The organism is Streptomyces sp. NPDC003042, assembly GCF_053591315.1.
Window position 1 is genome coordinate 22,912 of record NZ_JBSFTP010000058.1, and the last position, 25,613, is coordinate 48,524.

Below are 25,613 nucleotides of genomic sequence, written 5' to 3' on the forward strand. Positions count from 1 at the left end.
CGTACGAGAAGAAGGACCCCATGCTGCTGGTGCCCCTCTACGAGCATCCCGCCGACCGGCCCGAGGACTGGGAGCTGCTGATCCGCTGCGCGGGCCGGCTGCACTCGGTGGTGCTCAACCCCGACAGCGGTCCCGGTCGGGCCGCCGACGAGCGGTTCGCCGCCGTCGCCGCACGGCTGCGCGACGCCGGAGTGCCCGTCCTCGGGTACGCCGACACCGACTACGGGCGGCGCCCGCACGCGGCCGTCGTCCAGGACCTGCTGCGCCACCGCGACTGGTACGGGGCCGACGGGGCCTTCCTCGACCAGGCCGCCTCCGGTCCGGAACTGCTGCCGCACTACGGCCGGCTCGCCGTCGCCGCCCGCGCCGCCGGGGCCCGTACGCTCGTCCTGAACCACGGCGTCCACCCGCACCCCGGGTACGCCCGGCTCGCCGATCTGCTCGTCACCTTCGAGGGCCCCTGGGACGCCTACCGGGAGGCGGCCGCCGTGCCGCCCTGGACCGCCGACCACCCCGCCCAGCGGTTCTGCCACCTCGTGTACGCCGTCCCGCCGGGCGCACCCGCCGCCCGGCTCGCCGCGGAACTGGCGGCCGAACGGGGGGCGGGGGTGCACTGCGCGGTTCCCGGGACCGGAGCGCACCCGTGGGGCACCCTCCCGTACGCCCTGGAGGCGGCTGGATGAGACGTTTCTCCACAGCTCTGGTCGTGGCGCTGCTGCTGCTCACCGCCTGCACCGCCGCCCCGGACGACGACGGCCCGCGGCCGGGCCCCACCCGGGCGCCGGGGGAGCGCTGGCGGCCGGAGCCGGGCATCGGCTGGCAGTGGCAGCTCAGCGGCGCCCTCGACACCTCCGTGGACGTGCCGGTGTACGACGTCGACGGGTTCACCACGACCAAGGAGCAGGTCGCCCGGCTGAAGAAGGACGGCCGCAGGACCATCTGCTACCTCTCCACCGGCGCCTGGGAGGACTTCCGCCCGGACGCGGGGGAGTTCCCGCAAGGGATGCTCGGCCGGGGCAACGGCTGGGAGGGCGAGCGGTGGGTCGACATCCGGCGGCTGAAGGAACTGGAGCCGCTGATCGCCAAGAGGTTCGACATGTGCCGGGACAAGGGTTTCGACGCGGTGGAGCCCGACAACATGGACGCCTACCGCAACCCCTCCGGCTTCCCGCTCACCGCCGACGACCAGTTGGAGTACAACCGGCTGATCGCCCGGCTGGCCCACGAGCGGGGGCTCGCGGTCGGCCTCAAGAACGACCTCGACCAGATCCCGCAGCTGGTCGGCGAGTTCGACTTCGCGGTGAACGAGCAGTGCGCCCAGTACCGGGAGTGCGAGAAGCTGACGCCCTTCATCGAGGCGGGCAAGGCGGTCTTCCACGTGGAGTACGAGCTAGCGGCGGAGCGGTTCTGCGCCCGCTCGCGCGAGCTGCGGCTCAGCTCGCTGGAGAAGAAGTACGAACTGGGCCCGTGGCGCCGCGCCTGCTGAACGCCGCCGTCCGCCCCTACCGGAGCGGCAGGACGGCGTGCACCCGGTAGCCGCCCCCGTACCGTGGCCCCGCGAAGCAGGAGCCGCCCAGCGCGCCGGCCCGCTCGCGCATCCCGAGCAGTCCGTGGCCGCCGGCCGGCTCGGTCGGCTCGGCCGGCTCGGCCGGCTCCTGCGCGGGCCCGTCCGTACCGCCGCCGTCGTCCAGCACGGTCACCTCCACCGAGGCACCCACCCGCACGACGCTGACCTCGGCGCGGGCCCCCTGGCCCGTGTGCTTGCGTACGTTGGTCAGCGCCTCCTGGATCACCCGGTACGCCGCCAGGTCCACGGCGGCGGGCAGTGGCTCCGTCACCCGACCCAGCTCGACGAACACCTCCACCGGCAGCCCGGCGTGCCGGAAGGTGTCCAGCAGCTCGTCGAGCACGGCGAGCCCCGGCGCGGGTTCCGTCGGGGCCTCGGGGTCGCCGGACTGGCGCAGCAGCCCGACCGTGGCGCGCAGCTCGTTCAGCGCCGAGCGGCTGGCGTCCCGTACGTGGGCCAGCGCCTCCTTGGCCTGGTCGGGGCGCTTGTCCATGACGTGCGCGGCCACACCGGCTTGCACATTTACCAGTGCGATGTGATGGGCCACCACATCGTGCAGGTCCCGGGCGATCCGCAGCCGCTCCTCGGCGACCCGCCGCCGGGCCTCCTCCTCGCGGGTCCGCTCCGCCCGCTCGGCACGCTCCCGGATCGCGTCGACGAAGGCCCGGCGGCTGCGCACCGCGTCACCGGCCGCCGCGGCCATCCCGGTCCACGCGAAGAGGCCGAGGTTCTCCTGCGCGTACCAGGGCAGCGGACCGGCCAGCATGGACACCCCCGTCAGGCCGGCCATGGTCAGCAGGCCGATCCGCCAGGTGGTGGGCCGGTCGGTGAGGGCGGCCACCGTGTAGAGGGCGATCACCGCGCACATGGCGACGGGCGCCCGCGGCGGTTCCCCGACGGTCAGTTCCAGCAGCGCGAGCCCGCTGGTGACCGCCAGCACGGCGCGCGGCCGGCGTCGCCGCAGCACCAGGGCGGCCGCGGCGGGCAGCATCAGCAGCAGCGAGAACGGCTCGGGGGCGCGGGTGCCGAAGGTGGGCCCGTGCGGCCCGTGCGGATCGGCGAAGGACCCGACCACCATGGCGACGAACGCCCCGAGCGCGAGCACGGCGTCGGTGGCGAGCGGATGGGCCCGCATCCACTGCCGGGTGCGGGTGAAGGGCCCGAGGTCTGTGCTCACCCCGATACGGTACGGGCTCCCCCCGGCCGCGCGTACGGCTCAGGCACGCCCCGGCGGAGGCGACGGGGGCGGGGGAGCCGCGGGCCGGGACGACGACCGGCGGCCGAGCGGTGCCCGCGAGCGCCCCGGACCCCACTTCGCCCGGACCACGCACACCACCATGACGGCGGCGATGGCCGCCAGGTGCTCCTTGCCCGCCAGATTGTTCTTGACCAGCACCTCCGCGATCATCACCAGGATCACCAGGGCGGCGGTGAGATACGCCCGGTAGCGCCAGCAGACGTACATGGCGAGCCCCACCACGGCCGCCGAGGGCCCCGTGTCGTTGACGATCCGGTCGGAATCCGGCAGACCGAAGGGATGGCCGGGGTCCAGCGCGAGCCCGATCCGGGCGTACGTGGTCCCGGCCAGGGTGGCGACGTAGCCGATCAGCAGGGTGCGCCACCAGCCGATGCAGATCTCCGCGATCCCGAAGACGAGCAGGATCTGTGCGAGCGCCCCCCACACCGGCAGGTCGAGGGCCGGCACGAACAGCGACAGGGGCGTACGCAGCAGCGCGAGCCACAGCGGATCGACGGCCTTGACGGAGCCCAGGTTCTGGACCGGCTGGAAGCCCCAGGGCGTGTTCTGCACGATCTGGAAGACCGAGGTCAGAGCGACCGCGCCGATCGTCATCGGGATCGCGCGCCACTTGTCGCGGACGAGCGCGTCCCGGATCGTCCAGAACAGGGGGCCCCACTCGCGGCGGGCGAACCGCCGCGGTGAGGCCGTCGTCCACGCCGTCAACGAATCGTCTCCAGATGTCTGCGGTGCAGCCACTTCGGCAGGCCGGGTGCCTCCAGGAAGCCTTCGGCCCGGCCCGCCGCGATACCGATCCGCAGCAGGTCGGAACTCTTCTCGAAGAGCATGAACCGCGGCTCCCAGATCGGCCGGTATTTGGCGTTGGCCCGGTAGAGGGACTCGATCTGCCACCAGCGGGAGAAGAAGCTCAGCAGCGAGCGCCACATGCGCAGCACCGGACCCGCGCCGAGCTTGGACCCCCGCTCGAAGACGGAACGGAACATCGCGAAGTTCAGTGAGACCTGTGTGACGCCGATCTCCTTGGCGCGTTCCAGGAGTTCGATGACCATGAACTCCATCAGACCGTTCTCGGAGTCCCGGTCGCGGCGCATCAGATCGAGCGAGAGCCCCTTGGGGCCCCACGGCACGAAGGACAGCACGGCCCGCAGATCGCCATTGCCGTCGGTGCACTCCAGCATCACGCACTGGCCGTCGTCCGGATCACCCAGCCGGCCCAGTGCCATGGAGAAGCCGCGCTCGGTCGCTCCGTCGCGCCAGTCGTCGGCCCGCTCGAGGAGTACGGCCATCTCGTCGGCCGGGATGTCGGCGTGGCGGCGGATCCGCACCGTGTACCCGGCTCGCCCGACGCGGTTGTAGGCCTGCCGGACGGTCCGCATGGCCCGCCCCTCCAGGGTGAACTCCTCGGTCTCGACGATGGCTTCGTCGCCCAGCTCCAGCGCGTCCAGCCCGTGCCGCGCGTAGATCTGCCCGGCCTCCTCGCTCGCGCCCATCACGGCCGGCACCCAGCCGTGCTCGCGCGCCTCGGCCAGCCACGGCTCGATCGCCCCGGGCCAGGCCTCGGGATCGCCGATGGGGTCGCCGGAGGCCAGGGAGACCCCGCCGACGACCCGGTAGGTGACGGCGGCCTTCCCGGTGGGGGACCAGACGACGGACTTCTCGCGGCGCAGCGCGAAGTAGCCGAGCGAGTCGCGCTCGCCCTGCCGGGCGAGCAGCGCCCGCAGCCGCTCCTCGTCCCGCGCGGTGAGCGGGTCGACGGCGCGGCGCGAGCGGAAGGCCGCGAACAGCACGGCGAGCAGCAGCAGCATCGACATCACGTTGATGAAGACGTCCACCCAGGCGGGCGTGGTGATCGCGTGGTACGCCTTGTCGTCGGGCGCCAGTGTCACCAGCCGCATCAGGCCGTAGCGCCAGCGGGCGGGGAACGTCGCGTCGGCGCGGTCCGCGGCGGTGTTGGTGGCGCCGACCAGCAGGGCGGCGACCAGCGAGGTGACGAGCAGTCCGGCGGCTGCGACGGCGGTGGCCAGCTTGGGGTTGGAGCGGTCGCCCTTGGCGTAGAACTCGTGGCGGCCCAGCAGCAGGGCGCCCACGAAGGCCGCGGTCAGGGCGAGGGAGACCCAGTTCTGCGCGTGGTCGCGGAACTCCGGGTAGCACAGGTTCAGTTCGCCGTCGACGCACGGGGCGAAGGCGGCGGTCGCGAAGGCCAGCAGCAACAGCCCGGCGACGACCAGGTTCAGGATCCAGGCCGCCCGCTTGCGGCGGCCCATCGTCACCGCGAGCAGCAGCGAGAACAGCCCCGAGGCGAAGCCGGCCGTGAGCAGGTACGGGGTGTAGAAATCGGCGGTGTTGTGTCTGCGCAGGTCCTGCCCGAGCGAAACCCACACCGCGCTGAGGAAGTTCACGAAGGTGACGGCCCGCAGATACCAGACCGCGAACGCGGCGCCACGCCTCGATCCGGTGGTCCCCCTACGGGTCTCCGGCCTCCCGGCGGGTTCGCCGCCGGTTCCCCTCCCTCCGCCGTGGGAACCCTTGCCGGACGCCTGGTCGAGGCTCCGGTCGGTCTCTGCGCTGGTCAAGCCGACCTCTCCCATGAAAAGCGATGGTATGGGGCGTCACCGTCCACAGGTGGTCCGAACATCGCGGACCGGTCAGGCCCGTGATGTCCGGTGGCTCACTCCGCGGACGGCTCCGCGGAGCGGTCCGCGGGCTGCTCCGCCGCGGCCCGCTCCGGCAGTTCCGCCGCGAGCGCGGCAGCCGCCTGGACCAGGGGGAGTGCCAGCAATGCCCCGGTTCCTTCTCCCACAGTGACGCCGTGGTCGAGCACAGGGTTGAGTGCCATCCGGTCCAGGGCCTTCGCCTGGCCCGGCTCGCCGCTCGCCTGACCGGCCAGCCACCAGTCCGGAGCGCGGAAGGCGGCCCGCTGGGCGACCAGCGCGCACGCCGCCGAGACGACCCCGTCGAGGATGACCGGCGTTCGGCGCACCGCGCACTGGAGCAGGAAACCGGTCATGGCGGCGACATCCGCGCCGCCGACCGCCGCCAGCAGCGCCACCTGGTCACCGAGAACCGGACGGGCCCGGCGCAGGGCATCGCGGATCGCCGCGCACTTGCGCATCCACGTCAGATCGTCGATGGGCGTCCCGCCGCGGCCGGTGACCACCGAGGCGTCGGTTCCGCAGAGCGCGGCGACCAGGGTGGCCGCCACCGTGGTGCCGCCCACGCTGAGGTCCCCCAGGACGACCAGGTCCGTACCGGAGTCGGCCTCCTCGTCGGCGATCCGGATGCCGAGCCGCAGCGCCGCCTCGGCCTCCTCGGCCGTCAGGGCGTCCTCCACGTCGATGCGCCCGCTGCCGCGCCGTACGCGGTGGCGCACCACGTCCTCGGGCAGCAGCTCCGGACCGCAGTCCAGACCCGCGTCCACGACGCGCACGGTGGCACCGAGGCGCCCGGCCAGGATCGAGACGGGACTGTTCCCGTCGAGCACGGAACGCACCAGCTCGTGCGCGGTTCCGGCGGACCGGGCGGAGACGCCCTGGGCGGCGATCCCGTGGTCGCCGGCGAACAGGACGACGCGCGCCCGCTCGATCGGCCGGACCGGCACCCGTCCCTGCGCGGCGGCCAGCCATTCGGCGAGCTCGTCGAGCCGGCCCAGCGCGCCCGGCGGCACCGCCAGCCGTTCACGGCGCTCCTCGGCGTCACGCCGGACGCCCCCGTCGGGGCGCTCGATCAGATCGGAGAAGTCGTCGAGATTCAGCGTGGTCATCTGCCAGAGCGTACAGCCGGTGAGGCCCTGACCTAGGGGGTGTTTCCCGGATCTCCGCGGCGTCGCGGGGTCTGGCACGCACTCCCCCAGACTCCGTCCGGGGGGACCCCCAGCCGCGTTGCCGAAATGCCCGAGTAGCTCCGCTACTAGGACACTCCGGCGCCTTGCGATCGCACGCGCCAGACCCCGCTCCTTCTCCCACGGAGATCCGGGAAACACCCCCTAGCCCCTAACGGCGGTGCGTACGGCCCGTGCGGGCCTCCTCCCGGCCGGGCCGCAGAGCGCCCAGATGGACGCCGAGCAGGACGAGCGGAGCGCCCAGCAGCAGACCGGCCGTCAGCTCCTCGTCGTCGAGCCAGGCCGACAGGACGATCGTGATGACGGGGATGACGACGAAGACGTAGGCCGCGCGCGACGCACCCCACCGCCGCACGACCATCAGGTAGAGGACGAAGGTCAGCACCGAACCCGCCACCACCAGGTACACCAGCGCCCACCAGGTCGCGGCCCGCTCCGGCAGCCGCCAGGTGTCGCCCGCCGCGAAGGAGCCCGCGAACAGCACCACCGCCGCGGCCGTCATGCCCACCGCGTTCATCGTCACCGGATGGACCGGCGGCAGCCGGTGCGCGAGTACGGTCGCCTCCGCGAAGGACAGTACGGCGCCCAGCATCGCCAGCAGGGACAGCACCGGCACGTCGGCCTGGAGCGGCGCCCGCGAGGCCAGCGCGACCCCGGCGGCCGCGACGAGCGTCCCCGCCAGCGCCGCCCTGCGGAACGGTTCCTGACGCTGCGCCACCGCCAGCAGCAGCGCCACCAGCGGCACCAGCGCCAGCACCGTCTGCCCGAGCCCCGCGTGGAGGTGGACCAGGGCGTAGTAGGCCAGCGCGAAGGTCACCCCGAAGTTGAGCAGCCCGTACAGCACCGCCCCGGCCAGCGCCCGGCCGCGCGGCAGCGCCAGCCGCAGGACGGCCATGACCGCCAGCAGCAGCACCGCCGCCGCGCCGAACCGCAGGGCGGCGCCCCACAGCGGCTCCAGCTCCCGGTTGCTGAAGCGGACCCCGACGGCATTGCCCCCGCCCAGCAGCGAACACCCCGCGAAGGCGGCGAGCCCGGCCCGCTCCGTGGTCCCACCGGAGGTTTCCACACTGACCACCTCAGCTACTCCTTGAGGACGAGCGCCTGCCCCGCCACGACGAGGAGCACGTGCTCGCACTCCCCGGCCACCGCGTTGTTGAGCCGCCCCAGCTCGTCCCGGAACCGCCGCCCCGACGCCGTCGCCGGAACCACCCCCGCCCCCACCTCGTTGCTCACCAGCACCACCGTGCGGCGGGTCGCGCGGACGGCCGCCACGAGATCGGCCATCCGCTCGCGCAGCTCCTTCTGCCCCCCGGCCGCCCACACGGCGTCGTCCCACGCCCCGGCCCGGTCCATGGCGTCGGTGAGCCACAGCGCGAGGCAGTCGATCAGCAGCGGCGGCCCGTCGGTCTGCGCCAGCAGCGGCACCAGCTCGCAGGTCTCCACCGTCCGCCAGCTCCCCGGCCGGCGCTCCCGGTGCAGACCGACGCGCTGGGCCCATTCCGCGTCACCGTCGCGGGTGCCGCCCGTGGCGACGTAGACCACCTCCGGGAAGGCCGCCAGCCGCCGCTCCGCCTCGAAGGACTTGCCCGAACGGGCGCCGCCCAGCACCAGGGTCCGGCGCGGTACGTCCGGCACCGCGTGGTAGTCACCGGCCACCACGGTGGTCCCGTCCTGCACGACCCGCGCCCCGACCGCCGCGCACCGCCGCTCCAGTTCCCGCCCCGGCGGGGTGTCGTGGTCCAGGTGCACGGCGATCACATCGGTGGCCGGCCCGACCGCACCGCTCGCCCGCAGCCGCGCCAGCGCCTCCGGCCGGCCCAGCACATCCGCGAGGACCATGTCGTACGGGCGCTGCGCCGACCTCCCGTCCGTCCCGGCCGGAGCCCCGCCCGGCGGCAGGTACAGCAGCCGGCTCCCGTCCGGGCCGGTGACCTCGTACCCGGTGCCCGGCGCGTCCATCGCCGCCGCCCGCACCCGGTGCCCGCTGATCACCGCGAGCTCCCGCCCGTCCGGCACCCGCCCGGCGGCGGGCAGCCCGGGCGGCAGCTCGACGGCCGGCCCGTCGTGCGGATGCGTCAGCAGCACCTGCCGTACGCCGCCCAGCGAACGCCCCGCACGCGCCCCCGCCAGCACCGCCCCCGGGGTCAGGTCCAGCAGCAGCGCCCCGTCCACGAGTACGGCGGTCGCGGCGCGGGCATGGGGCCCCACGGACACCGCGCAGGCGGCGCAGGGACAGCCGGGGCGGGGCAGTCCTTCGGGTGTACCGGTGCCGAGCAGAGTGAGTTCCACACAGAGATCCTCCCGCGTCGCCGCGAGTGGTGCGCGCCCGGTTACTCTGCGGGCAGACTCAAGGCGAGCAGCGGACGAGCAACGGAGGCGGACATGGCGTGGACGTGGCGGTTCGAGACGGCCGAAGGCACCGAGACGAGCCCGTCGGTGGTACCGGAGGAGTTCACCACCCAGGGAGACGCGGAGTCCTGGATCGGTGAGTACTGGAAGGACCTGCTGGAGGGCGGCACGGAACAGGTGAAACTGTCCGACGACAACGGCACGGAGCTCTACACGATGAGCCTCCGCGCGGCCCTGGACGCCTGACCCCTGGCCGGGGGATAGCCGGGGGTAACGGGGGCCCGCGCGGCCCCCGCTCCTCCCTGGCCGGGGGGTAGCCGGGGGTAACGGGGGCCCGCGCGGCCCCCGCTCCGCGCCGCCCACCCGGACGGGGAACCCGTCCGGGCTGCCTGCCCGGAGCCCGTGCCGACCGGTCCCTGGCCCGGACCTGTCCATGGCCGGGCCGGGCTCCAGCTTGGCCCGGGGCCCGGACCAGGCCGGGGTGCGCCGGTTCTGGGGGAACAGCTCTGCCGGCTTCGCGGGCCCGGGGTAGTGCGCGTCATCCGGGCTGGCCGTTGGCCGGACCCTGCGGTCCGGGGCCGGACCGGACCGGGGTGCGTCGGCTCTGGCCGGAACCGCTCAGTCAGGCCTCGCGGGCCGGCTCAGTGCGCGTCATCCAGGCAGGGCTGGTCGGCGGAGCGGCCTGTCAGCGCCGAGTGGGGATCGTCCGGGCGCCCGGGCGGGGTCCGGCCGGCCTTGGCCGACGCGCGGATCCCGCCTCGCCGAGGCGCGGCCCCGGGTCCGCGGCCGGCTGGTCCGGCCTCGCGGTCCGCAACTCGGCCCGCCGGGCTGCGGAACCCGTCAGGGGAGGTGCACGGGCGTGCCCGTGCACTGCCCGGGTGCGGGTTGCGCCAGGGCCGCACCCGGTCCGGCCTCGGCCGGCGTCACGGATGCGCCTCGGCGCGGGGTAGCCCGGTCACGGCCGGTCCCCGCCCCGCGCGGGTCAGGGGCCCGGCCGGTGGGCTCCCGGGCAACGCCCGGGTCCCGGCCGGTGGGACCCCCCGACCGGGGGTTCCGGGAAACAGCCGGCCAGGCTACCCGCGGACGCCGCACAGGTGGAGGAGCGCGGCGACCCCGCGGTAGGGGTCGGTGCGGCCGGCGCGTTCCTCGGCGGCCAGCAGCCGCTCCAGCTCCGCCTCCGGCGGGAGCTCCTCCCCGGCCTCGGTCCCGTCGGTGAAGACGCGGACCCCGTACCAGGTGTGCAGCGGCGCGCCGATCCCGGAGAGCGTCGCGGTCAGCCCGGCGAGCCGGTCGGCCCGGACGTCCAGGCCCAGCCGGTTCCTGTAGTCCACGGTGTCGAAGGCGGCCAGCGCGGCCGTCCAGTCCCCGGACAGGCCGGGCCGCATGGCGAGCGCGTCGCCGTTGCGTACGAGCAGGGACAGCAGGCCGCCCGGCGCCAGCATCCGGGCCAGCCCGGCGAGCATGGCGTCGGACTCGGCGACGTACATCAGGACGCCGTGGCAGAGCACCACGTCGAAGCTGCCCGGCCCGAAGTGCGCGCCCGTCTCGCGGCCGTCGCCCTCGATCAGGCTGACCCGGTCGCGGATCCCGGGGGGCTCGGCGGCCAGGGCCGCGCGGGCGACCTCCAGCATGGCCGGGTCCTGCTCCAGCCCGGTGACCTTGTGCCCGGCGCGGGCGAGCCGCAGCGCCTGGGTGCCCTGGCCCATGCCGACGTCCAGGACGCGCAGCCGCTGCCCCACCGGGAAGCGGTGCGCGATCTGTTCCTCGACCTGTCGGCCCACGAGCTCCTGGCGGACCGCGTTGCGCAGTCCGCCCAGGCCCTCGAGCCACAGCCGGGCTCCCCCTGAAAAGCGGTCGCCCGGTGCTCCGGGCGTCGCTCCGCTCAGGGCCGTTCCCCGCGCTTGACCTGCGGCTTCGGCAGGCGCAGCCGGCGCATCTGGAGGGTGCGCATCAGGCCGTACGCGACGGCGCCGCGGCGCGGCTCGTCCGGGAAGCGCTCGGTCAGTGCCTTGCGGAGCCGGAAGACCAGACCGATGGAGTCGACGATGATCAGGGCGATCACGCCGAGCCACAGCATCAGCGCGATGTTCTGGATCGACGGGACACGGACCATGCTCAGCACCAGGATGATCACTGCCAGCGGCAGGAACATCTCGGCGACCGAGAAGCGGGAGTCCACGAAGTCACGGACGAACTTGCGGACGGGGCCCTTGTCGCGGGCGGGCAGATAACGCTCATCGCCATTGGCCAGCGCTGCGCGCTGCCGGGCCATCTCTTCACGGCGGCGCTCACGGGCTCGCCTGGCGTCCTCCTTGCGGTTGCCGGTCGAGGCCACCACGGCCTTGCGCTGCGACTGGGCCACAGCACGCTTCGGCGTAGGGCGGCCCTTCGGGGCCTGCGGGTTACGGGGCTGCGAGAGGTCGGCGCTCGCCTTGTCGGCGGCGGCGGCCTTCTCTTCCTTGGAGGAGCGGCTACCAAACACAAAACCCAAGCCTACGTGGTCGGGGGCATGGGCCCCACCCTGCCGGGGAACGATCCGGCAACGGCGGGCGTCTTCCCGGTACGAGGGTCCTCGGGGTTCTCGGGGATCACCTACTCCTTACGCCTGACAAGGGGCGGGTGTAGTCGTCCTGGAGGAGGAGCGCATCCGTACCGGAACAGTGCGGTAATAGAGACAGGGCCCGTACTGTGGGTTCTGTGGCGATCACCGGCGTGACGGGGGATCGCACCTGTTGGTGACCTTGAGCGAAGTCCGTCAGAAGGGGGCGCGCGAAGCCCATGAGCGGTGTCATGAAGCGTATGGGGATGATCTTCCGCGCGAAGGCGAACCAGGCCCTGGACCGGGCCGAGGATCCGCGCGAGACCCTTGACTACTCGTATCAGAAGCAGCTGGAGCTCCTGCAGAAGGTGCGCCGCGGAGTCGCCGACGTGGCGACCTCCCGCAAGCGCCTGGAACTGCAGCTCAACCAGCTCCAGGGGCAGTCCGCCAAGCTGGAGGACCAGGGCCGCAAGGCGCTCGCGCTCGGCCGTGAAGACCTGGCCCGCGAGGCGCTGTCCCGCCGCGCCTCGCTCCAGCAGCAGGTCAGCGACCTGGAGGTGCAGCACCAGACCCTCCAGGGCGAGGAGGAGAAGCTGACCCTCGCCTCGCAGCGCCTGCAGGCCAAGGTGGACGCCTTCCGGACGAAGAAGGAGACCATCAAGGCCACCTACACCGCCGCCCAGGCGCAGACCCGGATCGCGGAGTCCTTCTCCGGCATCTCGGAGGAGATGAGCGACGTCGGCCTCGCCATCCAGCGGGCCGAGGACAAGACCGCCCAGCTCCAGGCACGGGCCGGCGCGATCGACGAGCTGCTGGCCTCCGGCGCGCTGGACGACCAGAGCGGCCTCGGCTCCCGGGACGACATCCAGGCCGAGCTGGACCGCCTCTCCGGCGGCAGCGACGTCGAACTGGAGCTTCAGCGCATGAAGGCCGAGCTGGCGGGCGGCTCCTCCGCCCAGCAGCCCGCCATCGAGGGCGGCGCCCCGGGCACCACCCAGCAGCCGCAGACCCAGCACCGGTTCGACAAGCAGTAGGACAGGGGCCCGTCATGATTGTCCGCATCATGGGGGAGGGCCAGCGCATGCTGGCCGACAGTCACCTCGTCGAGCTCGACAAGCTGGACGACGAACTGCTCGCGGAGATGGAGACCGGTGACGAGGAGGGCTTCCGGCGCACGCTGGGCGCACTGCTCGCAGCCGTACGGCGGCTCGGCGAGCCGCTCCCGGACGAGGTGCTGGAGCCGTCCGAGCTGATCCTGCCCGCGCCGGAGGCGACGCTGGGCGAGGTCCGGGAGATGCTCAGCGACGACGGCCTGATCCCGGGCTGAGGACACCGACGCGCGAAGGCCCGCCCCCCGGGTACGCCTACCAGGGAGGGCGGGCCTTCGCCGTTCCCCCTGGTACCGGGAGGGCGGGTCATTCGGGCTTCTCCACCGCCACGCGGTCCGGGTCGTCAGGCGTTCCGCCGATGAAGTTCTCGAACCTGCGGCGCGGGCTCGCCCACCGCCGGTCGTGGTGGAAGGCGCGCAGCCCGGCCCTGGCCCGGGCGTGCGGGCGTTTCGCGTAGAACCTCTTGGCGTACGGGGAGCCGGGCCGGGCCAGCCGGATCGCGCCGATCAGGGCGACGAGGGGCACGATGGTGCCGAAGATCGCGGTGCGGGGTTTGCCCTTCCACAGGGCGATCAGGGCCAGGAAGAAGTTGGTGGCCGTGTTCATGGCGACGAGCCCGCGGCTCTGGCGTTCCTCGGCGGTCAGCTCGTTCACTCCGAAGGGCAGGAATCCGCCCAGGACGAGGGCCACCAGAGCGGCCGTCAGGACCACGATCTCCACGCTCGTGCGGCCCTGCTCGCTCCAGTAGACGTCGTCGAGGTGCAGGATCAGCGCGAACTCGTCCAGCACCAGGCCCGCGCCCAGCCCGAAGATCACGGCCGACAGGCCCGCGCCGAAAGTGTGCCCGCCGCTGCCGACCGCGCCGAACCCGCCGATGATCACCAGGATCACCCCCGGGACCACGTGGTGGACGTGGATGCCGCCCGGGGTGACGTTCTTGAAGGGACCCTTGCCGGCCCGGATCATCCGCGTGATCACGCGCGTGACCAGGAACGACATCACGAAGGACAGCAGAGCGAGCAGCAGCGGGAGCTTCCCCGGTTCGATGATGTTGCGGTACCACCAGTGATCCATTCCACCGACTCCCTGCGGCGCGGCTCCCGATATGGAACGTATTGGGCAATTTACCGCTCGGCGTCAGCGGGTAGCGTTCCCGCCGATGACAGATTCATACGACGATTCGCCGCCGGTGCCCCCGTCCGAGCACGCCTCGCTGCCCGACGGCATCCGCTTCGCGTTCGGCACGCTGACCGTCCTGCCCGCGCGCATCACCCGCTGGGACCGGCCCGCCGCCCGCGCGGGCATGGCCTGCGCCCCCCTCGCGGGCCTCGCCGTCGGGCTGCTCGCCGCCGTACCCGGGACGCTCCTGCTGCTCCTCGACGGCGGTCCGCTGCTCGCCGCGGCCGTCACCGTCGCGGTCCCGGCGGCGCTGACCCGCGGGCTGCACCTGGACGGCCTGGCCGACACGGCCGACGGCCTGGGCAGCGCGAAGCCCGCCGAGGACGCCCTGCGGATCATGAAGCAGTCCGACATCGGCCCCTTCGGGGTCATCGCCCTGCTGCTGCTCCTGCTGGTGCAGGCGGCGGCGCTGGCGAACGTGTACGCCGACAGCTGGGTACGGGGCGCGCTCGCCGCCGTGCTCAGCGCCGTCACCGCCCGGCTGGCGATGACCCTGGCCTCCCGCGACGGCGTCCCCGCCGCCCGGCCCGAGGGTCTGGGCGCCGCGGTCGCGGGCGTGGTCCCGCGCGGCACCGCGGCGACGGTGGCGGCCCTCGTCGTGGCCGTGGCCGCGCTGACCGCCCTCCCGCTGGGCCTGCCGGCCGTCGCCCAGCACGCGGCGGCGGTGCTGCTGGCCCTGCTGGCGGCCGAACTGCTGCTGCGCCGCTGCGTCCGCCGCTTCGAGGGCGTCACCGGCGATGTCTTCGGAGCGCTGTCCGAGGTCGCCGCCACCACCGTCCTGCTGGTCCTCGCCCTCGGCTGATCCGGCCTCCCGCCCGGCGCGTACCCTCGGGGCGTGGACGACACGGTGGCGCAGACGCGGGCAGGGGACGGCGCACCCATCAGGGTGCTGCTCGCCGATGACCAGGCACTGCTGCGCAGCGCCTTCAAGGTGCTCGTCGACTCCGAGCCCGACATGCGGGTCGTGGGGGAGGCCCGCGACGGCGCCCAGGCCTACACCCTCGCCCGCGAGCGGCGGGCCGACGTCGTCCTCATGGACATCCGGATGCCCGGCACCGACGGTCTCGCCGCCACCCGCCTGATCAGCGCGGACCCCGAACTCGCCCATGTCCGCGTCGTCATGCTGACCACCTTCGAGGTGGACGAGTACGTCGTCTCCGCGCTGCGCGCCGGGGCCTCCGGCTTCCTCGGCAAGGGCGCCGAGCCCGAGGAGCTGCTCAACGCCGTCCGCGTCGCGTTCGCCGGCGAGGCACTGCTCTCACCGGCCGCGACGAAGGGGCTCATCGCCAGCTTCCTCGCCCAGGGCGACCACAGCGACGCCCCCGCCGTCGGCGCAGCGCACGCGCAGCGGCTCGCCGCCCTGACCGGCCGCGAGCGCGAGGTCCTCGTGCACGTCGCCGCGGGCCTCTCCAACGACGGCATCGCCACGCGGCTGGAGGTCAGTCCGCTCACCGTCAAGACCCACGTCAACCGGGCCATGGCCAAGCTGGGCGCCCGCGACCGGGCCCAATTGGTGGTCATCGCGTACGAATCGGGCCTGGTGCGGCCCCGCACCGAGTAGCGGAGCCGGAGAGCGAACCGAGCACGTCTCGGGCGAGCAGACGCGGCAGGTCTCCGCGATCCGGATACGACCTGGCAGCCATCACAGCCGGGACCGGATCGCGGTTCGGAGCTCGATCACGTCACCCACCGCGGAGTGGTGACCAGCGCGTTGTCCGTCACTTCGATGCGTCGCCGCGTCGCACGAGGTCGTGTTCGTACGCGTAGGCGGTGGCTGCGGCTCGGGACGTGACGCCGATCTTGAGGAAGATGTTGTTGAGGTGCCGCCCCACCGTCTTCTCGCTCAGGAACAGCTCCGTGGCGATCTGTCGATTGCTCTTGCCCGCGGCCACCAGTCGCAGCACCTCGGCTTCCCGTCCGGTGAGCCCGCCCGGCAGCTCCGTGGGCCTCCTGGCCCTGCCGAGCAGCCTTGTCGCGTACTGCTGGTCCGGCATGGCGCCGAGCTGGTTGAAGGCGGACCGTGCGGCGTCGATCTCCAGGTGCGCGGTGTCTTCGTCGCCGAGGGCGCGGCAGGCCAGGCCGATGTGCAGGCGGGTGCGGGCTGCCTCGTAGGGCACGTCCAGCTCCTGCCAGATCTGCCAGGCCCGGCGAAGGCAGGCCAGCGCCCCGTTCGCGTCGCCCTCGGCCAGCTGCACCAGCGCACGCGAGTAGTCGGCAGTTGCCCGGAGCGCCGGGCCGTAGTCCAAGGCGATGGCATGCAGTTCGTCCGCAGCCAGCCGCGCCTCCTGCGCCTGTCCGGCGGCCACGGCGATTTCCACCTGGGCCGGCAGGAGCGCGGCCCTGGCCAGGCGGTCGCGGGAGGGTTCGGCCAACGCGCGGCGGATCGCCGCCCCGGCCGCTTGCATCCGGCCCTGGGCCAACCGCAACAGCGCCAGGCCCGCCTGCGGCTCCCTCCCCAGCCGGCCGGCCCGGACGAATGCCTCCTCGGCCGCGAGCACGTCGCCGACCAGCCGGCGGATCTCACCGATCTGGTACGAGGCCTCGGCGGCGTCGAAGGTGATCAGACCGTTCAACTGCTCCGCAGCCAGCCGCGCCTCCTCCTCGGCCTGTGGCCATGCCCCGCGGAGCTGCATGATCTGCGCTCGATGTACGTGGCAGGTACCGGAGATCAGCCGGGAATGGCTCTGGGCGCCGGCCCATTCCTCCAGGGCGGAGGTCCACTCCGCGGCACGGCGGAACTCCGCGGCGAACTGACACAGGCTGATCGAGCTGCAATAGATCCAGGGGGTGAAGAAGAGGCCGATATCCCCGGCCACCACGGCGACCATGGCCTCGTCGAGTAGCTTCCCGCCTTCGGACATCCCCTTGAGCCGGAAGAGCGCACGGCCCTCCTGGTGCAGTCCCATGGTCGCCAGGTCGAGATCGTCGAACCGGTTACCGATCTCACTCACTCGGGGCGCCAGAGCGAGAGACCCCTCCACGTCACCGCTCAGATACAACATGTCCGCTTCCGTTGCGAGGACGTAGCCCCGCTCGACGCAGTCCGGCTCGTCCTTCAGCAGCCGCTGCGCGCGAGCCAGCCGGCGGCCAGTGCCGCATCGCCCTTGAAGAACAGGGTGACGTGCAGCCAATACGCGGACATTGCGGCGCCGCGCGGATTGCTCGTGCGCAGGTGCTCCGTATACGAACGGCGGTGGGCTTCGGCGCACGCGTCGGTCCTCCCCGTGAGGTAGGCGCATTGTGCGAGCGCCGCCAGGTCCTCCACCTGCAGCGGCGAGGCCGAATCAGCGCTGCTGAGCAGCGTGAAGGCCTCCTCCCAGGAGCACCGCTCGAAGGCCGTGCGCCCACGCTCGAGATCCTCGACCGCCACGCTCATGGTGCGCTCCACGTGCGCGAGATTTCCGGCACCTGATATCAATCTAGATCAGATACCAGGCTGTGGCGACGGTCCGCGATCTCGGACACGTGCTCATGCGCGGGGCGCACTGTGGAACCCATAACTCGGAGCCCATGCCTCCTGGATGATCAAGACAGAGATCACGACAGAGATCACGACAGATCACGGCATCACTTCGCGGCGTGTGATGACGCACCGCGAGCGCCTCGCAAACCCTGCCCCGGCCAAACCCCGCCCCGACCAGGCTGAGCCGGCGGCCGGGAGAGGATCTTGATGAAGCAGATCAGCGCGAGGGGCGCGGCGTAGCAGCTGGCGCGTTCTATGACTTCAAAGGGAGCCCCGTACGCCCCGCTCGTCACGTAGAGCAGCTCCGTCGCGATCTTCCAGGCGCACACGAAGAGGAGCAGGCGGGTCGTCGGCACGGTCACCAGGACCAGCGCACCGAGCGCGATCTCGAACCAGCCCACGGCCTGGGTCACGGAGGTCAGGCCGACGGACGCGTACTGCTCGGTGAGGACCGGCTTGTGGACGAAGGCGCCGTAGCCGCCGTGTCCGATCAGGAAGGAGGCGATGATCAGCCGGAAGCCCCAGGTGAACGACTTCGCCCGCTTCCGCGTCAGACGCGGAATCCCGCGGATTCGCTCCAGCCACTCCCTGCGCGAGGTTGCCACACCATGGAAGAGGAGCAGTGCGAGAGGCACGCCGAAGTTGTACGAGCGCTCGAAGACCTCCCACCACGACTCACCGCTCAGTGGACGCAGCAGGGCGGTGAACAGGCCCCAGAACGCCATGTACGCCAGCGGTGCCCTGGTGGGGCGCAGCAGGACGAGGAGGCCGAGCGTGATGTCCACCATCCCGGTCAAGGGCATCAGGACCCAGGCCGCGGACGGGGGAATGCCCATGACGGCGTAGTAGCCGAGCCAGGCCTCCTTGCCCATGATGCCGAAGGCTCCGTGCCCGATGAACTCGGCCGCGATCGCGATGCGCAGGATCCAGTGGATCTTCCACTCGGTCGGACGGACCCTGAGCGACTCCACCCGTGGACTGGCGACGGCCACGGCGTGACCGGGCTGAATGTGCGGTGTATTCATGATCCAGGCCTCAGGCGAAGATGAACAAACACGGTTCTGCCGGGAATTGATCACCCGGACCAGTAGCCGCCGCCGGCGAAAGCGGTGGAAGCTGCGGTGGCGAGGGATCCCGCGACCAGTACGAGCGTCACGACGACGCGACGGGCCATGCGCTTCATGATCAATCTCCATTCCTCCCTGAAAGCCCTGGGGGTCGGAGGGTGGAAGTCTTAGTACGGCAACAGGCGGCCGGAAGGTGTCCGTAGGTCCAGCAGAGTGGGCCTGGGGCGCGGGGGCGGGCGGCGCGTTATGCGTGTTTGCCGCATCGCTGCCACCTCCTCACACGGAGAGAAAATCAGCCTCGGAACCTCTGCTCTTCCGTCGGCTCACGCTCTTGAATCTAGGACGTGGGCACGCACCCGGCGTCGGGCAAATCGCTCAACCCACCTCGCCCCAACGGCATGGGTCAAACGACCCATGCTCTGACCAGTCAAGAACCACCAGGAGCCGTCACCCCGCACCCGGTACGGCGATGCCGCGGTTCGCAGGCCGTCGGCATGACGTCGCGGTCGTGGCCCGGGTCGATTGACGAGCCCAGCGAGACGAAGAAGCCCGTCCCGGCATGACGCCGGGACGGGCTGCGGCTGCGCTGTTCAGTGGGCGGGCGCGTCCCCGGCCTTCAGGTCCGCGACGAACGTCGTCCACGCGCCGGCCGCCAGTACGAGCGCGGGGCCGTGGGGGTTCTTGCTGTCCCGCACGGGCACGACGCCGGGGAAGCCGTGGGCGACCTCGACGCATTCGCCCCCGTTGGTGTTGCTGTAACTGCTCTTGCGCCAGCGGGCGGCGCTCAGGTCGTCTGGGGTGTGTCGCATGGCCTGTGGTCCTCCATTGCCTTCTGGATCAGCTCCGCCGACTCGGCCGGCGGGAGGGCGTTCGCACGCAGTACCTCGTACTGCCGCCGCCACCTCTTCACCGCGTCCCGGTCCTCGTAGAGATGACCGGCCTGGATGCCCTCTTCGTAGGCCACCGTGGAGCCGTCGGGAAGCGTCAGCAGTGTCAGTGCGCCGCCCAACAGCGAGTGGAGACCCGCCCCGAACGGCATCACCTGCACTTTACTGTGCGCGGTATCGGCCTGTTCCAGCAGTGCGGCCAGCTGTCGGCGGCCGACTTCGGGGCTGCCCATCCGGCGCCGGAGCACGGCCTCGTCGATGATCGCCCACCGGTGCGGAGGACTGTCCGACCTGAGCCGCTCCTGCCGGGACATGCGGGCGGCGACGCGCTCTTGGACCTGCTCCGGCGACAGATCCTCCTGACAGCTGAGGGCGGAGTGGGCGTAGGCCCTGGTCTGGAACAGGCCGGGCACGACCTGGGAGCCGAACTGCTCGATCGTCTCGGCCCGTGCCTCGAAGTCCATGTACCGCCGGTACTGGTCCGGATGCGCCTCGCGCTTGGCGAGTTCGAACAGCCCGTGGAAGTGCCGGTCCGAGCCGAAGGCCGCGTCGAGCTGGGCCGGGAGGTCGGGCGGCGGCATCAGCTCGGCCGTTTCCACGCGCGCGAGCGTGCTCTTGCTGGAGTTGAGGATGCCCGCGAGCTGTACGAGGGACAGCCCCGCGCGCTCACGGTAACGCCGCTGCTCCGAACCGAAGTAGTGGCGGGCGGAGATGTAGGGGGTCAGGGCCTGGGGCTGGTACTTCATCGTCTCGCCTCGCTGTTTTCGTCCCGTACTCAACACCGGGACGCCGTGCCCCTGTTGAGCCGATCTACCGGAGGGTGATGCTGATGACACACACCGTAGCGACCCGGCCGCCGTGAGTGCCAGGGGTTCACGGAACGGCGGCGCGGAGGAGAGACACGATGACGAGTGACGCGGAAGGCGTGCGGCTGCTGCCGTGGACCACACCCGACGGCGCACCCTGCTACCTCAGTACGGACGATCCCGGCAGTCGGATGTCCAGGGTGGCCGACGAGGTGGAGGCCGGCCTGCTCGCCTCGGCCGAGGAGATGCTCCGGGACTTCCGGCCACTGGCGTCCGCCCCCGGCGGGGCCGTGTCCCCGCCCGAGGTGCGCCACGCGGTCGGGTATCTCATCAGGGCCCTCGGAGATGTCCTGCGGATCGCCCACAGCAGAGGTGCCCGGCTGCCGGGTGGCAGCAGGCGGCCGTGTGAGCACCTGGGGACCGAGCGGCGCGGGGACAAGGTCTGCTGCCGTCACTGCGGACGCCAGCTCTATCTCTGAGACCGTGAAGGGGGTCCGGGAATCCCGGACCCCCTTCACGCGTCACTGCGTCGCTCGCCCTACGGGAGCGCGAGCATCCGCTCCAGGGCGAGCTTCGCGAAGCTCTCCGTCTCCCTGTCGACCTGGATCTGGTTGACGAGGTTGCCCTCGGCCAGGGACTCCAGGGTCCACACCAGGTGGGGGAGGTCGATGCGGTTCATCGTCGAGCAGAAGCAGACCGTCTTGTCGAGGAAGACGACTTCCTTGTCCTCGGCGGCGAAACGGTTCGCCAGACGGCGGACCAGGTTCAGCTCGGTGCCGATGGCCCACTTGGAGCCGGCCGGGGCCGCCTCCAGCGCCTTGATGATGTACTCCGTCGAGCCGACGTAGTCCGCCGCCGCCACGACCTCGTGCTTGCACTCGGGGTGCACCAGGACGTTCACGCCGGGGATGCGGGCGCGGACGTCGTTGACCGACTCGACCGAGAAACGGCCGTGCACGGAGCAGTGGCCGCGCCACAGGATCATCTTGGCGTTCCGCAGTTGCTCGACGGTCAGGCCGCCGTTCGGCTTGTGCGGGTTGTAGAGGACGCAGTCGTCGAGGGACAGGCCCATGTCGCGGACGGCGGTGTTGCGGCCGAGGTGCTGGTCCGGCAGGAAGAGGATCTTCTCGCCCTGCTCGAAGGCCCAGTCCAGCGCGCGCTTGGCGTTCGACGACGTACAGATCGTGCCGCCGTGCTTGCCGGTGAAGGCCTTGATGTCGGCCGAGGAGTTCATGTACGAGACGGGCACCGTGACATCGGCGATCCCCGCGTCGGTCAGCACGTCCCAGCACTCCGCGACCTGCTCGGCGGTGGCCATGTCGGCCATCGAGCAGCCGGCGGCCAGGTCGGGCAGGACCACCTTCTGGTCGTCCGAGGTCAGGATGTCCGCGGACTCGGCCATGAAGTGCACGCCGCAGAAGACGATGTACTCGGCCTCCGGCTTGGCGGCCGCGTCCTTGGCCAGCTTGAAGGAGTCGCCGGTGACGTCGGCGAACTCGATGACCTCGTCCCGCTGGTAGTGGTGGCCGAGGATGAAGACCTTGTCCCCGAGCTTCTCCTTGGCCGCCCGGGCGCGCGCCACCAGGTTCGGGTCCGACGGCGACGGCAGGTCGCCGGGGCACTCCACCCCGCGCTCGCTCTTCGGGTCGGCTTCGCGGCCGAGCAGCAGCAGGGCAAGGGGCGTCGGCTGGACGTCCAAGGGCTGGGCGGTGGTCACGACACGCACCCTTTCTGTTCTGCGACAAGGGATTTCTGGAGGCGCTTCGACTTCTCGTCTATTTGACGCTATCTATCATAGCGGCTTCATGTCACTTTGACGATGCCCGATAGCGTCGATGTGACGCATTCGCCCCACCACGGGCCGTCCGGTTCATCAGGTCCACCGCTCCGCGAGGGTGTGCGAGCATGAATATCTGAAACGAGTGCCGGCCCCGGAATGAATCCGCGGTCGCGCTGGTTGCCATCGACGGCAAGAGTCCGACGTTTCCCCAGCCTCCGGCGGGGAGCCGCCCACTTCGGGAGTGAATGCAGATGTCCGTACAGGACGACAAGACCACTGTGAGCGACGGCATCCTCCTGTCCGACGCCGCCGCCGAGAAGGTCAGGACCCTGCTGGAGCAGGAAGGCCGCGATGACCTGGCGCTCCGCGTCGCCGTCCAGCCCGGTGGCTGCTCCGGCCTGCGCTACCAGCTCTTCTTCGACGAGCGCTCCCTCGACGGCGACGTCGTCAAGGACTTCGACGGTGTCAAGGTCGTCACCGACCGGATGAGCTCCCCGTACCTGCACGGCGCCTCCATCGACTTCGTCGACACCATCGAGAAGCAGGGCTTCACCATCGACAACCCGAACGCCACCGGCTCCTGCGCCTGCGGCGACTCGTTCAGCTAAGCGTGCGCCAAAAGGCCCGGGCCCCGGTCGATTCCGACTGGGGCCCGGGCCTTTTCGCGTCTTCCGGCGGCTTCGCCGCACGCGTCTTCCGGCGGCTTCGCCGCACGCGTCTTCCGGCGGCTTCGCCGCTATTGGTGGGGGAGCGTCTCGCCGGACGTCGCGTCGACCACCTTCCGGTCGCCGAGCGGCTGCTGGAGCGTCACCGTCAGGGACATCTCCTTGGCCAGCATGATGCAGGCCTGGTCCGGCTTGTGCGGCGTGTCGGTGATCTTGACCAGGACCGAGGCGCCCTGCTCCCGCGCCTCCAGGGCGTAGCTGCTGCACACCCCGCCCCAGAAGTTCACGGTCAGCTTCCGGTCTTCCTCGTCGTACGAGAACCCGGGCACGGTACGCCCCTGCGAGGGCCCCGGGGCGGGGTTGTCCTCGGCCGCCGGCTGGACCACCGTGTGGCCCGGCCTGCCGCCCTTGCCCGCCACGTCGAACAGCCAGGCCGGCACCAGAGCGCGCCCGCCGTCCACCGTCCCGGGGGCCAGCCCGAGCACGGCCCCCCGTACGGTCTCGGTCCGGGGCGGCTTCATCGGGCGCGGCTCCGGATCGCACGGCACCGTGTCCGTCGGCCCGGGCGGGGTCTCGGGGTTCAGCGGGACGGAGGTCGCGCAACCGCTGGGGGCCGGGTCCGCGCCGCCGCGGGCGCTCGCGGCGTTCAGCCGGGCCAGCGCCTCCACGGCCCCGACCACCGGCTGCTCGGCCGCGCGGACCGGTGCCTTCAGCTCGCCGCCGGCCGACACCACCTGGGTGTCGGAGCCCACGCTGACCTTGGTGGACCAGCCCTGAGTGGGCAGCCCGCCGACCACCGGGTCGGCGGTCACGACCCGGACCGATCCCTGCGTGAGGCGGGCGTCGACCTTGGCGCCGCTCTGGCCGACGGCCGCCAGCACGGGAGCCGCGGCGGCCTTCGCCGCCTGCTCGGACACGGGCTTGCCGCCGCCCTTGCCCGCCGCCGCCGCGTCGTCGCCGCCGCCGCCCGGCAGGGTGGCGGGGCCGCAGGTGTCCTTGCCGCGCACGCAGCCGTCCGTGCCCACCGCCTGGAAGCGGGCGAAGCTCCAGGTTCCGGGGGCCTTACGGGTGACCGTGAGCCGGGGCCCGGACCCGTCGGCGCCCTCCCCGGCCTGCCACTGCTCGCCGCTCAGCCGCGGGGTTCCCGGGATGCCGAGGGCCGTCGCGAGCCGGGCCACCTCCTCGGAGGTGACCTCGCCGGACGCGACGAAGGCCGGCGCCGTGGGCGGACCCTCCGGGAGCTTGGCCTCCGCCGTGTAGACCACGCCGCCACCGGACGGATCCGGCTCCCCGGGCGCGATGCCGGGCCCCGTGGGGCTCCCGGCGTCCCGGGGCGCGACGGCCGCGCTGTCACCCGTACGACCGCCGCCCGCGGCGTCGCCGTGGGCCGTGGACGCCCAGTACGCCGTCCCGCTGCCCGCGAGCAGGACGGCGGCCGCGATCGAGCCGATGGCCCAGGACGGCCGCCGTCGTGTGGCATGTGATGTGTCGGGTTGTTCGCTGGTCACCGCATCGCTCCTTCGCATGTCCCGCCGTGTGATGCGTGTGTGACGGAACAGCCGCGCAACCGGTTCCCTCGCCAGGCTAGTCCCCGTAGGCCGCGGTGGACGCGATCAGCCGGGCCGAGGCCGACGGGACCCTGACGCCGTGGATCTGCGAGGGCGCCACCCGCACCGGCCGGGGAGCCCGCGGCACCGCCCAGTGCGGGGCCATGCGGGCACAGTCGCCCAGCAACGTAGCGAAGCCGGGCCGAGCGTCGGCGGTGTACTCGGCATACCCGAAGCCATCGGTGTAGGTCATGGGGCACGGTAGGCACGGCACGGCGGGTGAAGGAAGTCCTACTACGGGGTAGTTTCTGCCGGTCGGCCTGAGGCCGCCGACCGGGTAGTTTTGAATGTCCCCTCGCCGTCCTCCGCAGGAGCATCCACGCCGTGCGCATCGCAGTCACCGGCTCCATCGCCACCGACCACCTCATGACCTTCCCGGGCCGCTTCGCCGACCAGCTGGTCGCCGACCAGCTCCACACGGTCTCCCTCTCCTTCCTCGTCGACAACCTCGACGTACGGCGGGGCGGCGTCGGCCCGAACATCTGCTTCGGCATGGGCCAGCTCGGCAGCCGCCCGATCCTCGTCGGCGCGGCCGGCTCCGACTTCGACGAGTACCGCGCCTGGCTCGAACGGCACGGCGTCGACACCGACTCCGTACGGATCTCCGAAGTGCTGCACACCGCGCGCTTCGTCTGCACGACCGACTCGGACCACAACCAGATCGGCTCCTTCTACACGGGCGCGATGAGCGAAGCCCGGCAGATCGAACTCAAGGCCGTCGCCGACCGCGTGGGCGGCCTCGACCTCGTCCTGATCGGCGCCGACGACCCCGAGGCGATGCTCCGCCACACGGAGGAGTGCCGGACGCGCGGCATCCCCTTCGCCGCCGACTTCTCGCAGCAGATCGCCCGCATGGACGGCGAGAACATCCGCACCCTGATGGAGGGCGCGACGTACCTGTTCTCGAACGAGTACGAGAAGGGCCTCATCGAGTCGAAGTCCGGCTGGACCGACCAGGAGATCCTCGCCAAGGTCGGCACCCGGGTCACCACGCTCGGCGCGCAGGGCGTGCGGATCGAGCGGGTCGGACAGGAAACGATCGTCGTCGGCTGCCCGGAAGAGATGGCCAAGATCGACCCGACCGGTGTCGGCGACGCGTTCCGCGCGGGCTTCCTGACCGGGCTGGCCTGGGGGGTCGGCCTCGAGCGTGCCGCGCAGCTGGGCTGCATGCTGGCGACGCTGGTCATCGAGACGCTCGGCACCCAGGAGTACACGCTGGCCCGTGCGCACTTCATGGAGCGCTTCACCAAGGCCTACGGGGATTCGGCGGCCACCGAGGTCCGCGCCCACCTTTCCTCTTAACGCGCCGCTCGCACCGCTCGGCCCTGGCGGGCCTCCCGGGCTTCGCGCCGCTGCGCCGGACTCCGTCCGTCGGGGCTGAGCCGGTGTCCCGGGCCGGCGCTCGGGGGTTGCTGTCCCGGACTCCGTCCGCCGGGCCGTGGGCGGGGCCGGGGCCGGCCGCTGCGCGGGGCTGTCCCCTACCCGCCCTTCCCCCATCC

At 72.2% G+C, this 25,613-nt stretch carries 27 protein-coding genes; 10 read left to right on the forward strand and 17 right to left on the reverse strand.

Features of this window, described 5'->3' with window-relative positions:
* Positions 1 to 20 precede the first annotated feature (20 nt).
* Together ACWDYJ_RS25315 and ACWDYJ_RS25320 are read left to right on the forward strand one after the other, a co-directional pair.
* Complete coding sequence (locus tag ACWDYJ_RS25315; RefSeq protein ID WP_451567906.1) at positions 21 to 683, forward strand: spherulation-specific family 4 protein; 663 nt, start codon at positions 21 to 23, stop codon at positions 681 to 683.
* Complete coding sequence (locus tag ACWDYJ_RS25320) at positions 680 to 1,486, forward strand: endo alpha-1,4 polygalactosaminidase (protein WP_451567881.1); 807 nt, start codon at positions 680 to 682, stop codon at positions 1,484 to 1,486. The genes ACWDYJ_RS25315 and ACWDYJ_RS25320 overlap by 4 nt, the downstream gene beginning before the upstream one ends.
* 16 nt (positions 1,487 to 1,502) lie before the next feature.
* Here ACWDYJ_RS25320 and ACWDYJ_RS25325 read toward each other — a convergent pair whose 3' ends face one another.
* The 6 genes from ACWDYJ_RS25325 to ACWDYJ_RS25350 all read right to left on the reverse strand — a co-directional run bounded on the left by ACWDYJ_RS25325 (position 1,503) and on the right by ACWDYJ_RS25350 (position 8,952).
* On the reverse strand, positions 1,503 to 2,702 hold the full coding sequence (locus ACWDYJ_RS25325; RefSeq protein ID WP_451567907.1) for a sensor histidine kinase: 1,200 nt from the start codon (positions 2,700 to 2,702) through the stop codon (positions 1,503 to 1,505).
* Between the two features lie 81 nt (positions 2,703 to 2,783).
* On the reverse strand, positions 2,784 to 3,530 hold the full coding sequence (locus ACWDYJ_RS25330; protein ID WP_451567882.1) for a hypothetical protein: 747 nt from the start codon (positions 3,528 to 3,530) through the stop codon (positions 2,784 to 2,786).
* Complete coding sequence (locus tag ACWDYJ_RS25335) at positions 3,527 to 5,413, reverse strand: phosphatidylglycerol lysyltransferase domain-containing protein (RefSeq protein WP_451567883.1); 1,887 nt, start codon at positions 5,411 to 5,413, stop codon at positions 3,527 to 3,529. The genes ACWDYJ_RS25330 and ACWDYJ_RS25335 overlap by 4 nt, the downstream gene beginning before the upstream one ends.
* An 80-nt stretch (positions 5,414 to 5,493) precedes the next feature.
* Positions 5,494 to 6,585, reverse strand: coding sequence for a nicotinate-nucleotide--dimethylbenzimidazole phosphoribosyltransferase (cobT, locus tag ACWDYJ_RS25340; protein ID WP_451567884.1), 1,092 nt, complete (start codon positions 6,583 to 6,585; stop codon positions 5,494 to 5,496).
* Positions 6,586 to 6,814: 229 nt separating this feature from the next.
* Positions 6,815 to 7,738 carry a DMT family transporter gene (locus ACWDYJ_RS25345; RefSeq protein WP_451567885.1) on the reverse strand — a complete coding sequence of 308 codons (924 nt, stop codon included), beginning with the start codon at positions 7,736 to 7,738 and terminating at the stop codon, positions 6,815 to 6,817.
* A 5-nt stretch (positions 7,739 to 7,743) separates the two neighbouring features.
* Complete coding sequence (locus ACWDYJ_RS25350; RefSeq protein WP_451567886.1) at positions 7,744 to 8,952, reverse strand: bifunctional adenosylcobinamide kinase/adenosylcobinamide-phosphate guanylyltransferase; 1,209 nt, start codon at positions 8,950 to 8,952, stop codon at positions 7,744 to 7,746.
* A gap of 93 nt (positions 8,953 to 9,045) precedes the next feature.
* Between ACWDYJ_RS25350 and ACWDYJ_RS25355 the strand changes: the two genes are divergently transcribed.
* Positions 9,046 to 9,258 (forward strand): hypothetical protein, encoded by a 213-nt coding sequence (locus ACWDYJ_RS25355; protein ID WP_451567887.1) that lies wholly within the window; start codon positions 9,046 to 9,048, stop codon positions 9,256 to 9,258.
* A gap of 827 nt (positions 9,259 to 10,085) precedes the next feature.
* Here ACWDYJ_RS25355 and ACWDYJ_RS25360 read toward each other — a convergent pair.
* Together ACWDYJ_RS25360 and ACWDYJ_RS25365 are read right to left on the reverse strand one after the other, a co-directional pair.
* Positions 10,086 to 10,793, reverse strand: coding sequence for a class I SAM-dependent methyltransferase (locus ACWDYJ_RS25360; protein WP_451567888.1), 708 nt, complete (start codon positions 10,791 to 10,793; stop codon positions 10,086 to 10,088).
* 101 nt (positions 10,794 to 10,894) lie between these two features.
* A complete protein-coding gene (locus tag ACWDYJ_RS25365) occupies positions 10,895 to 11,503 on the reverse strand; it encodes a DUF3043 domain-containing protein (protein ID WP_451567889.1) in 609 nt (202 codons plus the stop codon).
* 287 nt (positions 11,504 to 11,790) lie between these two features.
* On the opposite strand from ACWDYJ_RS25365, the gene ACWDYJ_RS25370 reads away from it, so the two are divergent.
* Positions 11,791 to 12,585: a PspA/IM30 family protein gene (locus tag ACWDYJ_RS25370; protein WP_451567890.1), complete on the forward strand. Its 795-nt coding sequence runs from the start codon at positions 11,791 to 11,793 to the stop codon at positions 12,583 to 12,585.
* A 14-nt stretch (positions 12,586 to 12,599) separates the two neighbouring features.
* Positions 12,600 to 12,878, forward strand: a complete 279-nt coding sequence (gene pspAA / locus ACWDYJ_RS25375) for a PspA-associated protein PspAA (protein WP_451567891.1) — start codon at positions 12,600 to 12,602, stop codon at positions 12,876 to 12,878.
* An 88-nt stretch (positions 12,879 to 12,966) separates the two neighbouring features.
* Here the strand turns inward: pspAA and ACWDYJ_RS25380 are convergent, their stop codons facing one another.
* Complete coding sequence (locus ACWDYJ_RS25380) at positions 12,967 to 13,734, reverse strand: hypothetical protein (RefSeq protein WP_451567892.1); 768 nt, start codon at positions 13,732 to 13,734, stop codon at positions 12,967 to 12,969.
* 85 nt (positions 13,735 to 13,819) lie between these two features.
* Here ACWDYJ_RS25380 and ACWDYJ_RS25385 point away from each other — a divergent pair, with 85 nt between their 5' ends.
* Positions 13,820 to 14,641: an adenosylcobinamide-GDP ribazoletransferase gene (locus ACWDYJ_RS25385; RefSeq protein ID WP_451567893.1), complete on the forward strand. Its 822-nt coding sequence runs from the start codon at positions 13,820 to 13,822 to the stop codon at positions 14,639 to 14,641.
* A gap of 33 nt (positions 14,642 to 14,674) precedes the next feature.
* Entirely contained in the window at positions 14,675 to 15,400 is a 726-nt protein-coding gene (locus ACWDYJ_RS25390) for a response regulator (protein WP_451567894.1), read from the forward strand.
* Between the two features lie 157 nt (positions 15,401 to 15,557).
* Here the strand turns inward: ACWDYJ_RS25390 and ACWDYJ_RS25395 are convergent, their stop codons facing one another.
* The 5 genes from ACWDYJ_RS25395 to ACWDYJ_RS25415 form a co-directional block, all read right to left on the reverse strand.
* Positions 15,558 to 16,790, reverse strand: coding sequence for a LuxR C-terminal-related transcriptional regulator (locus ACWDYJ_RS25395; protein WP_451567895.1), 1,233 nt, complete (start codon positions 16,788 to 16,790; stop codon positions 15,558 to 15,560).
* Positions 16,791 to 16,894: 104 nt separating this feature from the next.
* Positions 16,895 to 17,215 (reverse strand): hypothetical protein, encoded by a 321-nt coding sequence (locus ACWDYJ_RS25400; RefSeq protein WP_451567896.1) that lies wholly within the window; start codon positions 17,213 to 17,215, stop codon positions 16,895 to 16,897.
* A gap of 191 nt (positions 17,216 to 17,406) precedes the next feature.
* Complete coding sequence (locus tag ACWDYJ_RS25405) at positions 17,407 to 18,327, reverse strand: hypothetical protein (RefSeq protein WP_451567897.1); 921 nt, start codon at positions 18,325 to 18,327, stop codon at positions 17,407 to 17,409.
* 632 nt (positions 18,328 to 18,959) lie between these two features.
* Entirely contained in the window at positions 18,960 to 19,178 is a 219-nt protein-coding gene (locus ACWDYJ_RS25410) for a DUF397 domain-containing protein (RefSeq protein ID WP_451567898.1), read from the reverse strand.
* A complete protein-coding gene (locus ACWDYJ_RS25415; protein WP_451567899.1) occupies positions 19,154 to 20,002 on the reverse strand; it encodes a helix-turn-helix domain-containing protein in 849 nt (282 codons plus the stop codon). The genes ACWDYJ_RS25410 and ACWDYJ_RS25415 overlap by 25 nt, the downstream gene beginning before the upstream one ends.
* A gap of 158 nt (positions 20,003 to 20,160) precedes the next feature.
* Between ACWDYJ_RS25415 and ACWDYJ_RS25420 the strand changes: the two genes are divergently transcribed.
* Positions 20,161 to 20,541, forward strand: coding sequence for a hypothetical protein (locus tag ACWDYJ_RS25420; RefSeq protein ID WP_451567900.1), 381 nt, complete (start codon positions 20,161 to 20,163; stop codon positions 20,539 to 20,541).
* 59 nt (positions 20,542 to 20,600) lie between these two features.
* On the opposite strand, the gene nadA is transcribed toward ACWDYJ_RS25420, so the two are convergent.
* Entirely contained in the window at positions 20,601 to 21,788 is a 1,188-nt protein-coding gene (gene nadA, locus ACWDYJ_RS25425; RefSeq protein WP_451567901.1) for a quinolinate synthase NadA, read from the reverse strand.
* 305 nt (positions 21,789 to 22,093) lie between these two features.
* On the opposite strand from nadA, the gene erpA reads away from it, so the two are divergent.
* Positions 22,094 to 22,450: an iron-sulfur cluster insertion protein ErpA gene (gene erpA / locus ACWDYJ_RS25430; protein ID WP_030010511.1), complete on the forward strand. Its 357-nt coding sequence runs from the start codon at positions 22,094 to 22,096 to the stop codon at positions 22,448 to 22,450.
* Between the two features lie 128 nt (positions 22,451 to 22,578).
* Here the strand turns inward: erpA and ACWDYJ_RS25435 are convergent, their stop codons facing one another.
* Both ACWDYJ_RS25435 and ACWDYJ_RS25440 read right to left on the reverse strand, forming a co-directional pair.
* Positions 22,579 to 24,015 (reverse strand): hypothetical protein, encoded by a 1,437-nt coding sequence (locus tag ACWDYJ_RS25435; RefSeq protein WP_451567902.1) that lies wholly within the window; start codon positions 24,013 to 24,015, stop codon positions 22,579 to 22,581.
* Between the two features lie 76 nt (positions 24,016 to 24,091).
* Positions 24,092 to 24,307, reverse strand: a complete 216-nt coding sequence (locus tag ACWDYJ_RS25440) for a hypothetical protein (protein WP_451567903.1) — start codon at positions 24,305 to 24,307, stop codon at positions 24,092 to 24,094.
* Between the two features lie 131 nt (positions 24,308 to 24,438).
* On the opposite strand from ACWDYJ_RS25440, the gene ACWDYJ_RS25445 reads away from it, so the two are divergent.
* Positions 24,439 to 25,416: a carbohydrate kinase family protein gene (locus ACWDYJ_RS25445; RefSeq protein WP_451567904.1), complete on the forward strand. Its 978-nt coding sequence runs from the start codon at positions 24,439 to 24,441 to the stop codon at positions 25,414 to 25,416.
* Positions 25,417 to 25,613: the final 197 nt, after the last annotated feature.

Coding starts and splice junctions, on each gene's coding strand:
- cobT (WP_451567884.1), bottom strand. CDS start 6,585: ATGACCACGCTGAATCTCGACGACTTCTCCGATCTGATCGAGCGCCCC.
- ACWDYJ_RS25355 (WP_451567887.1), top strand. CDS start 9,046: ATGGCGTGGACGTGGCGGTTCGAGACGGCCGAAGGCACCGAGACGAGC.
- ACWDYJ_RS25320 (WP_451567881.1), top strand. CDS start 680: ATGAGACGTTTCTCCACAGCTCTGGTCGTGGCGCTGCTGCTGCTCACC.
- ACWDYJ_RS25325 (WP_451567907.1), bottom strand. CDS start 2,702: ATGCGGGCCCATCCGCTCGCCACCGACGCCGTGCTCGCGCTCGGGGCG.
- ACWDYJ_RS25415 (WP_451567899.1), bottom strand. CDS start 20,002: ATGAAGTACCAGCCCCAGGCCCTGACCCCCTACATCTCCGCCCGCCAC.
- erpA (WP_030010511.1), top strand. CDS start 22,094: ATGTCCGTACAGGACGACAAGACCACTGTGAGCGACGGCATCCTCCTG.
- ACWDYJ_RS25370 (WP_451567890.1), top strand. CDS start 11,791: ATGAGCGGTGTCATGAAGCGTATGGGGATGATCTTCCGCGCGAAGGCG.
- ACWDYJ_RS25405 (WP_451567897.1), bottom strand. CDS start 18,327: ATGAATACACCGCACATTCAGCCCGGTCACGCCGTGGCCGTCGCCAGT.
- ACWDYJ_RS25440 (WP_451567903.1), bottom strand. CDS start 24,307: ATGACCTACACCGATGGCTTCGGGTATGCCGAGTACACCGCCGACGCT.
- ACWDYJ_RS25410 (WP_451567898.1), bottom strand. CDS start 19,178: ATGCGACACACCCCAGACGACCTGAGCGCCGCCCGCTGGCGCAAGAGC.
- pspAA (WP_451567891.1), top strand. CDS start 12,600: ATGATTGTCCGCATCATGGGGGAGGGCCAGCGCATGCTGGCCGACAGT.
- ACWDYJ_RS25380 (WP_451567892.1), bottom strand. CDS start 13,734: ATGGATCACTGGTGGTACCGCAACATCATCGAACCGGGGAAGCTCCCG.
- ACWDYJ_RS25400 (WP_451567896.1), bottom strand. CDS start 17,215: ATGAGCGTGGCGGTCGAGGATCTCGAGCGTGGGCGCACGGCCTTCGAG.
- ACWDYJ_RS25385 (WP_451567893.1), top strand. CDS start 13,820: ATGACAGATTCATACGACGATTCGCCGCCGGTGCCCCCGTCCGAGCAC.
- ACWDYJ_RS25315 (WP_451567906.1), top strand. CDS start 21: ATGCTGCTGGTGCCCCTCTACGAGCATCCCGCCGACCGGCCCGAGGAC.
- ACWDYJ_RS25335 (WP_451567883.1), bottom strand. CDS start 5,413: ATGGGAGAGGTCGGCTTGACCAGCGCAGAGACCGACCGGAGCCTCGAC.
- ACWDYJ_RS25420 (WP_451567900.1), top strand. CDS start 20,161: ATGACGAGTGACGCGGAAGGCGTGCGGCTGCTGCCGTGGACCACACCC.